General features: G+C 64.7%; 11 protein-coding genes. 6 read left to right on the top strand and 5 right to left on the bottom strand.

Features of this window, described 5'->3' with window-relative positions:
• Positions 1-103 precede the first annotated feature (103 nt).
• The 5 genes from coaD to queA all read left to right on the top strand — a co-directional run bounded on the left by coaD (position 104) and on the right by queA (position 3,314).
• On the top strand, positions 104-598 hold the full coding sequence (gene coaD, locus IVB31_RS12810; RefSeq protein WP_247322543.1) for a pantetheine-phosphate adenylyltransferase: 495 nt from the start codon (positions 104-106) through the stop codon (positions 596-598).
• Between the two features lie 41 nt (positions 599-639).
• Positions 640-1,203, top strand: coding sequence for a peptidylprolyl isomerase (locus tag IVB31_RS12805; protein ID WP_247322541.1), 564 nt, complete (start codon positions 640-642; stop codon positions 1,201-1,203).
• Positions 1,204-1,212: 9 nt separating this feature from the next.
• Positions 1,213-1,638: a hypothetical protein gene (locus IVB31_RS12800; protein ID WP_247322538.1), complete on the top strand. Its 426-nt coding sequence runs from the start codon at positions 1,213-1,215 to the stop codon at positions 1,636-1,638.
• Positions 1,635-2,099 carry a peptidylprolyl isomerase gene (locus IVB31_RS12795; protein WP_247322536.1) on the top strand — a complete coding sequence of 155 codons (465 nt, stop codon included), beginning with the start codon at positions 1,635-1,637 and terminating at the stop codon, positions 2,097-2,099. The genes IVB31_RS12800 and IVB31_RS12795 overlap by 4 nt, the downstream gene beginning before the upstream one ends.
• A gap of 141 nt (positions 2,100-2,240) precedes the next feature.
• Entirely contained in the window at positions 2,241-3,314 is a 1,074-nt protein-coding gene (gene queA / locus IVB31_RS12790) for a tRNA preQ1(34) S-adenosylmethionine ribosyltransferase-isomerase QueA (protein ID WP_247322533.1), read from the top strand.
• Positions 3,315-3,414: 100 nt separating this feature from the next.
• Here the strand turns inward: queA and IVB31_RS12785 are convergent, their stop codons facing one another.
• The 4 genes from IVB31_RS12785 to IVB31_RS12770 all read right to left on the bottom strand — a co-directional run bounded on the left by IVB31_RS12785 (position 3,415) and on the right by IVB31_RS12770 (position 7,608).
• A complete protein-coding gene (locus IVB31_RS12785; protein ID WP_247322531.1) occupies positions 3,415-4,452 on the bottom strand; it encodes an aspartate-semialdehyde dehydrogenase in 1,038 nt (345 codons plus the stop codon).
• 214 nt (positions 4,453-4,666) lie between these two features.
• Positions 4,667-5,269, bottom strand: a complete 603-nt coding sequence (locus IVB31_RS12780; RefSeq protein WP_247322671.1) for a PepSY domain-containing protein — start codon at positions 5,267-5,269, stop codon at positions 4,667-4,669.
• A 249-nt stretch (positions 5,270-5,518) separates the two neighbouring features.
• Positions 5,519-6,265 carry a TetR/AcrR family transcriptional regulator gene (locus IVB31_RS12775; protein ID WP_247322529.1) on the bottom strand — a complete coding sequence of 249 codons (747 nt, stop codon included), beginning with the start codon at positions 6,263-6,265 and terminating at the stop codon, positions 5,519-5,521.
• Positions 6,266-6,399: 134 nt separating this feature from the next.
• Positions 6,400-7,608, bottom strand: coding sequence for a patatin-like phospholipase family protein (locus IVB31_RS12770; RefSeq protein ID WP_247322527.1), 1,209 nt, complete (start codon positions 7,606-7,608; stop codon positions 6,400-6,402).
• Positions 7,609-7,800: 192 nt separating this feature from the next.
• On the opposite strand from IVB31_RS12770, the gene tgt reads away from it, so the two are divergent.
• Positions 7,801-8,949, top strand: a complete 1,149-nt coding sequence (gene tgt / locus IVB31_RS12765; protein ID WP_247322524.1) for a tRNA guanosine(34) transglycosylase Tgt — start codon at positions 7,801-7,803, stop codon at positions 8,947-8,949.
• 15 nt (positions 8,950-8,964) lie between these two features.
• Here tgt and IVB31_RS12760 read toward each other — a convergent pair whose 3' ends face one another.
• Positions 8,965-9,183, bottom strand: a complete 219-nt coding sequence (locus IVB31_RS12760) for a hypothetical protein (protein WP_007610632.1) — start codon at positions 9,181-9,183, stop codon at positions 8,965-8,967.
• Positions 9,184-9,203: the final 20 nt, after the last annotated feature.

Below are 9,203 nucleotides of genomic sequence, written 5' to 3'. Positions count from 1 at the left end.
TCGCCGACATCGCCGGCGGGATATTTTGCGAGAAATGGCCAGGAAACGGCCAAGGAACCTGGCCGGCTTGCCCGCTCGGGCCGGGCGCGGTAGGACGTGGCCCATGCCGCGCATTGCCTTCTACCCAGGTTCCTTCGACCCCATCACCAACGGCCATCTGGACGTGGTCCGGCACAGCGTATCCCTGTGCGACAGGCTCGTTGTCGCGATCGGGCTCCATCCCGGCAAGAAGCCGCTGTTCTCGACCGAGGAGCGGCTGCAGATGCTCCGTGACGTTTGCGGGCCGGTGGCGGCCCAGGCCGGCTGCGTGCTCGAGGCCGTGACATTTGACGATCTGTCGGTGACCTCGGCGCGCAAGCACGGCGCGACCATCATGATTCGGGGCCTGCGCGACGGCACCGACCTCGACTACGAGATGCAGCTCGCCGGCATGAACGAGGCCATGGCGCCCGAGGTGCATACGGTCTTCCTGCCGGCCTCTCCAATGGTCCGCCCGATCACCGCCACTTTGGTGCGCCAGATCGCCGCCATGGGCGGGGACATCTCGGCCTTCGTCCCGCCGCCGGTTGCGGCACAGCTCAAGGCCAAATTCGCCTGATAAGGGCGCGCTTCCTCTCTCATCTCTGATCCGGAGTTGTCATGATCCGTATTCTCGCAGTTCTTGCCGCGCTTCTGTTCGCGGTGCCGGCCTTTGCGCAAGCCTTGCCGGCCGGCCTCGACAAGGCCAACGCCATCGTCATCGACACCACCAAGGGCCGCATCGTCATCAAGCTGCGGACCGATCTGGCGCCGCAGCACGCCGAGCGCATCAAGCAGCTCGCGCGCGAGGGCTATTACAACAACGTGCCGTTCCACCGCGTGATGGACGGCTTCATGGCGCAGACCGGCGACGGCGAGAAATTCAACGGCACCGGCGGCTCGAAATATCCGAACCTGAAGCAGGAATTCTCCAAGGTGCATTTTGCCCGCGGCATCGTCGGGATGGCGCGGCGCGGCGACAGCGTCGACACCGCCAACTCGCAGTTCTTCATCATGTTCGCCGACGGCGGCAGCCTCGACAACCAGTACACCGTGATCGGCGAGGTCGTGCAGGGCATGGACGTCGTCGACAAGCTGAAGAAGGCTCCTCCCGGTTCAGGCAGCGGCACGGTCACTGATCCCGACAAGATGGTGAAGGTGCAGGTCGCCTCCGACATCAAATAGGAGAAGGTCATGGCGCGCTGCGGCAACAGGCTTCTGCTGGTTGCTGCGGTGCTGCTGTTCGGCACCTCCAGCGCGGCCGCCGCAGACGCCCAGGTCAATACCATCCAGGACATTTTCCGGCACCTGCGGACCTGCTGGAAGCCGCCACCGGCCGCCAAGGCTCGCCCGATCGACATCACGGTCGTCGTGAGCTTTAACCGGGCCGGAAACATTTTGGGCCATCCGAGGATTACCTATGAATCCGCGGAGGCCTCCGATGAGGACCGGCTGCAATACCGGATCGCGGTGATGCAGGCGTTGCAACGCTGCTCGCCGATGCCATTTACCGATGCGATGGCCGGCGCCGCTGCGGGGCGTCCATTCGCGATCCAGTTTCGCAACCGCAAAACCTCACCTGACAAGACTTCACCCCCAACCCAAGAGAGACGAGCATGAGCGCCACCGAAAACACCCTGATCCTCGAGACCACGCAGGGCCCCGTCACCATCGAGATGCGGCCCGACCTGGCGCCCGGCCACGTCGCGCGCATCAAGGAGCTGGTGCGCGAGGGCTTTTACGACGGCATCGTGTTCCATCGCGTCATCGACGGCTTCATGGCGCAGACCGGCTGCCCGCAGGGCACCGGCACCGGCGGCTCCGGCCAGAAGCTGAAGGCCGAGTTCAACAAGGAGCCGCATGTGCGCGGCACCACGTCGATGGCCCGCGCCGCCAGCCCGGATTCCGGCGACAGCCAGTTCTTCATCGTGTTCGACGACGCCCGCTTCCTCGACAACCAGTACACGGTGTGGGGCAAGGTCACCGAGGGCATGGAGAACGTCGACAAGATCAAGCGCGGCGAGCCGGTGCAGAACCCCGACAAGATCGTCAAGGCGCGGATGGCGGCTGACGCGGAGTAGGCGTTTCTCCTCATGGTGAGGAGGCGCGTAGCGCCGTCTCGAACCATGAAGGCCGAGCTGCAGCAGCGAGGCCTTCATCCTTCGAGACGCGCGTTCCGCGCTCCTCAGGATGAGGAGTGACTGTGTGGCGCCGAGCCCGACATGCGCACCGACCTCTTCGATTTCGCTCTCCCCCCCGAGCGCATTGCACTGCGCCCGGCGCAGCCGCGCGACTCCGCGAAAATGCTCGTCGTGGAGCACGCCACGTTGCGCGACCAAATCATCGCCGACCTGCCGCAATGGCTGAAGCCGGGCGACCAGCTCGTCGTCAACGACACCAAGGTGATCGCGGCGCAATTGAAAGGCCGCCGCATCGGCCGCGAGACCGAGCCGAAGATCGAGGCGACGCTGATCAAACGCCTCGACGGCTCGCGCTGGCAGGCGCTGGTGAAGCCCGCCAAGAAACTCACGGCCGGCGACCGCATCCGCTTCGGCAATGAGAGCAAGGTCTGCCTGCTCGGCCATCTCGATGCCGAGGTCGAGGCCAAGGGCGCCGAGGGCGAGGTGACCCTGTCATTCTCGTTCCACGGCCCGGCGCTGGATCAGGCCATCGCCGATCTCGGCAGCCCGCCGCTGCCGCCCTATATCGCTTCCAAACGCACGCCGGACGAGCAAGACCTCGCCGACTACCAGACCATGTTCGCGGCGAACGAAGGCGCCGTTGCCGCGCCGACGGCAGGCCTGCATTTCACGCCGGCGCTGGAGCAGGCGCTGCACGCGCGCGGCATCGGCATCAACCGCGTCACGCTGCATGTCGGGGCAGGGACGTTCCTGCCAGTCAAGGTGGACGACACCGACGGCCACAAGATGCATGCCGAGTGGGGCACGATTCCGGCCGAGACCGCCGAGCGGCTCAACACCGCGCGGAGGAACGGCGGCCGTATCGTGGCGGTTGGCACCACGTCATTGCGGCTGCTCGAGAGCGCAGCAAGCGAGGACGGCACCATCCAGCCCTTCGCCGCCGACACGTCGATCTTCATCACGCCGGGCTATCGCTTCCGCGCCGTCGATATCTTGATGACCAATTTCCATTTGCCAAAATCGACGCTGTTCATGCTGGTCTCGGCGTTCTCTGGGCTCGAGACGATGCAGCAGGCGTATGCGCATGCGATCGCGGACGGGTACCGGTTCTATTCGTATGGGGATGCGTGTTTGCTGTTTCGGGCAGAGCCGTAGGGTGGGTTAGCCGCAAGGCGTAACCCACCACAGTCTGTCTCCGCGGAAGCAGAAGAGGTGGATTGCGCCTTCGGCTAATCCACCCTTCGCACCTTCTTGGTTACGCCATCACCCGCTGCGGCAGCAGCTCCGCGATCTGCACCGCGTTCAGCGCCGCGCCCTTGAGCAACTGATCCGCCGCCACGAACATCGAGATCGAATGCCCTGAGGGATCGCTGAGATCCTTGCGGATGCGGCCGACCAGGACGTCGTCCTGGCCCGAGGCGTCGATCGGCATCGGGAAGTAATTCTTCACGCGGTCGTCGACGACTTTGACGCCTGGCGCCTGCGCCATGATGGCGCGGACCTGATCCTCGGTGATCTCTTTCTCGCATTCGAAGGTGATGGCCTCGCAATGGGCGCGCAGCACCGGCACGCGGACGCAAGTCACGCCAATGGCGATCTTGTCGTCCTCAAAAATCTTGCGGGTTTCCTTGATGACCTTGGTCTCTTCGTCGTTGTAGCCGGTCTCGGGATCGATGGCCGTGTTGTGGTTGAAGAGGTTGAAGGCGTAGGGGTGCGGCATCACCTTGGGCGTATAGACCTGCCCGTTGAGATTGGCGCGGGTGGACTCGACCAGCTCCTCCATCGCGGCGGCGCCGGCGCCGGATGCGGCCTGGTAGGTCGAGATGATCACGCGCTTGATGCGGTTGTTCTGGTGGATCGGCCAGAGCGGCACGAGCGCGGTGATCGCCGCGCAATTCGGGTTGGCGATGATGCCCTTGTGGTCGCGGATGCGGTTGCCGTTGACCTCGGGGATCACCAGCGGCACGTTCGGATCCATGCGGAAAGCGGAGGAGTTGTCGACAACGACGGCGCCGGCCTTGACCGCGATCGGCGCGTACTTCTTGGAGATGCTGCCGCCGGCCGAAAACAGCGCGATGTCGACGCCCTCAAAGGCGCGCTCGGTCAGTTCCTCGATGACGACGTTCTGCCCGCGAAACGACACCGTCTTGCCGGCCGACCGCGCGCTCGCCAGCGCCTTGAGCTTGCCGACGCGAAAGCCGCGCTTGTCCATGGTGGCGATGAATTCGGCGCCCACCGCACCGGTGACGCCGACAATCGCGACGACGGGATCGTTACTCACGTTCTCCTCCATTGAGCTAAAGACAACAAAAAAGCCCCGGACCAACGAGGGCGGGGCTTCGGTAGAGTGGATTGCGTTTTAGTCGACGACTACACGCGCACGCCTCCCCGGGCCCCGAAGGCCGTGGTGGTTTTAGTCGTGCGTTTGGTGGTCGTGAACATGGCGGCGACTTATGCGGGAGAGTCTTGCGCCCGTCAATGGCTTTTCGGCGGGATTGCGGCCGCCGCTATTTAGTCCGGGCGCCCGGCGGTTCGAGGATGACCTCCTTGAGGTTGTCGCCACTGATGACGACGATCGCGAAATTCAGCCGGCCGCGTTCGCGCACCAGCCCGCCGCTGATCGCCTTGCCGGAGGCCGCACGCTCGGCAACGTGCACGGCATCCGCAAGGCGGTGCTTGATGGCACCGAGCGCTGCGAGGTTGCTGCGGTCGTCGAGATCGAGCTCGGCGAGGGGCAGGGCAGCTTCCCCGCCGACCAGCTCGCCGGTCGCCGCATTGATGGTGTGGCGCCAGATCCGGTCGTTATGCAGGGTCTTCACCCGGTAGACCGGCACGCCCGAGGCGCCGTCGAAACTCACATCCGCCGTGGTGGCACCGGCGTGACGTGATTCCGCAATCGCCATGGCCTGGCTGATCGAGATCGACGAGCTGCGGAAGCGCTCGATCTCGCGGCTGACCGCTTGGCGGTCGGCCTCACCGTCACCATCTGTGTCGTTGTAAAGCGCAGTGGGCGTGCCCGTACTCACGATCGCCCGCGCCGGCGCTGCGAGGAGGAGTGCGGACAGGGCGATCGCAAGCAATCCCGTGGTCCATGGTTTGGCTGTCGTCATGCTCGAAACCCTTGGCCAGCGAGTGTGCCGGATGATCGTAAAGAATTTGCGGCCGACCTTGGGCATCGGTCGGCCGCTGAGCGTCGCGACGGGCTGTACCCGCCGCGGCGATCGAAGCGGTGCGGACCTCTTTGGGGCTGTGAAAAAGCGATCCGCATCGCTCTATAACTAAACCATACCGTATCGTTTTGTTTTGGTCAACGGCGCGGGCGCGGGTCCCTCGCAAAAGATCGCAACCTCACGGAATTGTCAGCGGGACGGACGCCGCCGCGGGCTGGGCTTCGCCGCGTTCTGGGCGCGGTCCGCAGGACCGAGGGCGCCTGCCAGGAACAGCTTGATCGCCGCGCGCATCCGCTTTTCCGCGCCCTTCAGCTCGAGCACCGTTCCGAACGTCGCCATGCGGTGGGTGTGACCGACGACGACGTCGAGAAACACTTCCGCCGCGATGGTGGTGTCGTCGACGTCGAGCGCGCCCTGGGCCACCAGATGGTCGAAGAAACGCGCCGTGGTGGCGACGGCCTTGAGCCAGCCCTCTTCCTTGCCGAGCTTGGCGATGTCAGGGAAGTTGATCGCCTGTGACGTCATCATGCGGCTGAATGCGACGGCGTCGAGTCCGCAGGTGAAGGTCAGCATCTCGCGTCCGATCTCGACCAGCCGCTGTTCGACCGAGATGTCCGAGGCGCTGCTGAGCTGCGTCTCGGCGGCGGCGGACAGCGGCGCGAGCCAGCGCGCAATCTCGCGCCTCAGCACGGCTGCAAACAGGCCGCGCTTGTCGCCATAGCGGGAATAGACGGTCGGCTTGCTGACCCGAGCCGCTTCAGCCACCGCATCGAGCGAGGTCGCGTCGAAGCCGCGATCCAGGAACAGGCGGGTGGCGACCTCGATCAGCCGCTGGTCGCGCTCGAGGGCGGCGGTTTTCGTCGGCCGGCCGCCGCGGGATTTCGGCACCTCGCGCCGTGCCGCTGCCGACTTTGTCCTGGTCGCAGTCAAACCCATGCCAATGATTCCTGCGCGTTTCCGACAGTCGCCATTCGATCTATATCGCGCAGGAGCGGGGTCGTCATCGCGAATCTGGCCGAATTGGCCGTATCGTCAACGGTTTCAGCACGGCGTCGTTCCGCCGCGCAAGATCACGGCAGCGCCGAAGTCCAGGCCTGGCCGGACGCGGCCTTCTCATATCCGTGCTGGTAGAGCGCGCGCATATAGGCGGTGTCGAACCCTTCCGAAGGAGCCGCAGGATAGTCACGCGCGATGTAGGAGAGATGGAAGCCCAGGCGATTGCGTCTGGCGAAATCATAGGTCGAGAAGATGATCGAACGGGTCTGCGACTGGGTGATCGACGACAGGCTGCGTGAGGCAACGTCGATGGTGCTGTTGGACACGAGCTCGAAGTTGCGTTCGATCTTCTTGTTGACGAGGATGTAGATGTCCATCCTCGCATTGCCGGGCAGGCGGCTACCCTGGAAAAGCAGGGCTTCCGGCAGCGTCAGCACCGGCGCCGTCACGCCGCCGTCGACATGCATCTCTTGAAACCTGCGACCCTGGCCTTCGGCATCGATCATGATCGGCGGAAACACCAGGGGGATGCTGGCGGAGGCCGCCATCACGTCGCGAAACAGTTTGAGCGCCTCCGGCGTGCCGACCGCGGCGATCTTGCCCATGTCCCAGATCGCGGTGCGCTGGGTGTCGAGATCGGTTGTCACCACCAACAGCTTGCGGCCCTTGGCGTTCTCGCGTGCGACCTGGGCCATGATCTCCGGCCCGACATAGCGGGCGACGAGCTCGCGCAGCCGCGTGTTGCCGAACAGGCCGGATCCGAACAGCACGCGCATGATGCTGGCATCGCTCAACAGGCTCTCCGCGATACCGCTGGTGTAAACCTCCCTCAACGTGTCGTCATATTGCGAGCCGAGATAGGCAAAGGGCGCAATCAGGCCGCCGGTGCTCACGCCCGAGACCACCGAGAACGTGGGTCGGGTTCTGGCCGCGGTCCAGCCGTTGAGCACGCCGACGCCGTAGGCACCATCAGCGCCGCCGCCTGATAGCGCCAGGTAGGACCTCGTCGCGGTGCTGGTGTCCTTTTCGAAGCTGAATTTCGTGACGGGATCGTCGGCGTAGCGCCGCAGCCCATCGATATCGAGCACGCGTGATGTGCTGGCTTCAGCGGCGGTATAGGGCGTGCGGGGCAGGGAGGTGCAGGCGCCGAGCGCCAGGCTGCACGCCAGGACCAGGAATCCGATCAGGCGGACGCCTGACTGCCTTGTCCCGCCACGCGAACGGCCGGATATCTCTGTCGAACTTGAAGGGAAGGGCATTGTCGGTGGCTGGCGATCACGCATCTACCGCCGCCGGCAAATTCGCCACGGCATCTCGTCCAGCCCCCGATAGGAAACTACACGGTATCGTTTTGTTTAACAAGAGCAGTGGGCGCACATATCCGTGTCCGGCGTGTCCCAGTCTGATGCACAAGCCGGCCAAACTATCGTCTGCGCGGGTTGATCGGCCTCCTCCGACACGCAATAAGCACCGTCATGAATCGTCCTGACACCGGTCTGCCCAATCATTTCGAGCTGCTCGCCACCGATGGCGCCGCGCGCACCGGGCGCCTGACCACGCCGCACGGCGTGATGCGCACGCCCGCCTTCATGCCGGTCGGCACCGCCGGCGCGATGAAGGGCATGCACTGGCGCGAGGTGCGTGAGGCCGGTGCCGACATCGTGCTCGGCAACACCTATCATCTGATGCTGCGTCCCGGCGCCGAGCGGATCGCGGCGCTTGGCGGCTTGCAGAAATTCACCGGCTGGAACGGCCCGATGCTGACGGATTCCGGCGGCTTCCAGGTGATGTCGCTGGCGGATTTGCGCAAGGTCAGCGAGCACGCCGTGACGTTCCGTTCACATATCGACGGCGCCAAGGTCGAGCTGTCGCCGGAGCGCTCGATCGAGGTGCAGCGTTTTCTCGGCTCCGACATCGCCATGCAGATGGACGAATGCGTGCGGCTGCCCGCCGAGCGCGCCGACATCGACCGCGCAATGCAATTGTCGCTGCGATGGGGCGAGCGAAGCAAGCGGGCCTTCGAGAGCGCGCCCGAGGGCTACATGCTGTTCGGCATCGTGCAGGGCGGCGACATACCGCAGCTTCGCCATGCCAGCGCGCAAGGCCTCGTCGCGATCGGTTTCCACGGCTATGCGATCGGCGGCCTCGCCGTCGGTGAGCCGCAGGCCGTGATGCTGGCGATGATCGACGAGACCGCGCCGCTGCTGCCGAGAGAGCGGCCGCGCTATCTGATGGGCGTCGGCACGCCGGACGACATCCTCGAAGCGGTCAAGCGCGGCATAGACATGTTCGATTGCGTGATGCCGACACGCAATGGCCGGCATGGCGTTGCCTTCACCCGCTTCGGCCAGGTGAATTTGCGCAACGCGCGCCACGCCGACGATCCGCGTCCGCTCGACGAAGAGAGCTCATGGCCGTCGGCGCGCACCTACGCGCGCGCCTATTTGCACCACCTCTTCAAGGCGGGCGAGACGCTGGGTGCGATGCTGCTGTCCGAGATCAATATCGCTTATTACCAGTTCCTGATGCAGGGCATCAGGGACGCGATCGCAGGGGGAACGTTCGAGGAGTTCTATCAGCGTACGCGCGAGAACTGGGCGAGGGGCGACATCGCCCCGCGCTAGAGCAACTGCGAAAATTCAGTTACACAGGAAACGCTGTTTCACGGCGTGCTTGGTGACAAAACCGTAGCCGCAATTGTCGCAGGTCCAGAGATAGCTGATCAGGTGTTCCGACACATACGCAGAACCTTCGGCGGCGACCATGGAGTCGGCGCAGACCGGACAGGTGGGCAACTCACTGCAACGCGGAGCGCGGTTCGGCGCGACGGTCGACAACACTTCAGCGACTGCTGACATCGTGGTGACCTCCCAGCTTT

It is taken from the genome of Bradyrhizobium sp. 21 (assembly GCF_023073335.1).
GTDB lineage: Bacteria > Pseudomonadota > Alphaproteobacteria > Rhizobiales > Xanthobacteraceae > Bradyrhizobium.
The sequence above is the reverse complement of the archived record's forward strand: the minus strand, read 5'-3'. Positions and strand labels throughout refer to the sequence as shown.

Excerpts from the sequence above, each read along its gene's own strand:
- coaD (WP_247322543.1), top strand. The coding sequence starts at position 104 with ATGCCGCGCATTGCCTTCTACCCAGGTTCCTTCGACCCCATCACCAAC.
- IVB31_RS12805 (WP_247322541.1), top strand. The coding sequence starts at position 640 with ATGATCCGTATTCTCGCAGTTCTTGCCGCGCTTCTGTTCGCGGTGCCG.
- IVB31_RS12800 (WP_247322538.1), top strand. The coding sequence starts at position 1,213 with ATGGCGCGCTGCGGCAACAGGCTTCTGCTGGTTGCTGCGGTGCTGCTG.
- IVB31_RS12795 (WP_247322536.1), top strand. The coding sequence starts at position 1,635 with ATGAGCGCCACCGAAAACACCCTGATCCTCGAGACCACGCAGGGCCCC.
- queA (WP_247322533.1), top strand. The coding sequence starts at position 2,241 with ATGCGCACCGACCTCTTCGATTTCGCTCTCCCCCCCGAGCGCATTGCA.
- IVB31_RS12785 (WP_247322531.1), bottom strand. The coding sequence starts at position 4,452 with ATGGAGGAGAACGTGAGTAACGATCCCGTCGTCGCGATTGTCGGCGTC.
- IVB31_RS12780 (WP_247322671.1), bottom strand. The coding sequence starts at position 5,269 with ATGACGACAGCCAAACCATGGACCACGGGATTGCTTGCGATCGCCCTG.
- IVB31_RS12775 (WP_247322529.1), bottom strand. The coding sequence starts at position 6,265 with ATGGGTTTGACTGCGACCAGGACAAAGTCGGCAGCGGCACGGCGCGAG.
- IVB31_RS12770 (WP_247322527.1), bottom strand. The coding sequence starts at position 7,608 with ATGCGTGATCGCCAGCCACCGACAATGCCCTTCCCTTCAAGTTCGACA.
- tgt (WP_247322524.1), top strand. The coding sequence starts at position 7,801 with ATGAATCGTCCTGACACCGGTCTGCCCAATCATTTCGAGCTGCTCGCC.
- IVB31_RS12760 (WP_007610632.1), bottom strand. The coding sequence starts at position 9,183 with ATGTCAGCAGTCGCTGAAGTGTTGTCGACCGTCGCGCCGAACCGCGCT.